Below are 846 nucleotides of genomic sequence, written 5' to 3' on the forward strand. Positions count from 1 at the left end.
CGCATCACCACACCTTTCAGCCACATGCAGTTTTCCCATATCGAACCGTTGTGCAGTCCGGCTTCGTTGGAAAGGAACACGGCGAATTCCTTGATGAAGTCGGGCGTAAGTTCAGGCATGGAGATGTCGTTCCGCTTGTAATGTGACCTGATGAATGCCGCCACATGGTTTCTTGCCCGTACCCTTGCCATATAGGTAGCCCTGACCCTGTCTTTTCCGACACGCTTCTTGAACACTTCATTTTCCTTGTCGAAAGCACCGAGCAACGTTTCATACTCACCGCCCAATCCCTGATAGGCATTGCGTACCATTTCTGCCGTTACATACGCTTCACGGTCGGATATACGCTGGTAATGCTTGATGATTTGAGCCTTGATGTTGTCAAGCGCAAGATTGGTTTCCCTCGCTTCCATACTCTTACCCTTTGCCTTGTTCCCTTTGGCATCCCAAAGCTCTTTCGGGATAGCTCGCTTGCAGCTAAACTGTGCTACCGTTCCGTTGATTGTAACTCGTCCCATGATGGGGACAATTCCGTTCTTTTCCTTACTGCCGTTCACGTAGAACAGCACCTTGAATGTGCTTCTTGCCATACTCGTTTCTTTTTGGTTGCAAAACTATAAATCAACGAGTTACCTATTGATAAGCAAAGCTGCGCAGAACGCCGCAAAATGAAATAGGGACTGTTAAATCTGCACTTTCATCGGGTAATGATTAGGAAACCGTTCTTTTGCTTTAATCTGCTTTAAGACGGTTTTCAACTGTCTGCCCAACTTCTGCGTTTTTCCTCTAACTCCCTAATTATCAAATCCTGTTGCGTTAATCTGCTGCAATTCGGCGGATATTCCA

Annotated in this window: 1 protein-coding gene; it reads right to left on the minus strand. The window is 46.7% G+C overall.

Features of this window, described 5'->3' with window-relative positions:
- Nucleotides 1-590: phage integrase SAM-like domain-containing protein (locus tag H9625_RS17400; protein WP_191765586.1), on the minus strand; the 590-nt coding region annotated here is incomplete at its 3' end.
- Nucleotides 591-846: the final 256 nt, after the last annotated feature.

The sequence above is a fragment of the Phocaeicola intestinalis genome, from assembly GCF_014837065.1.
Taxonomy (GTDB): Bacteria; Bacteroidota; Bacteroidia; order Bacteroidales; family Bacteroidaceae; genus Phocaeicola; species Phocaeicola intestinalis.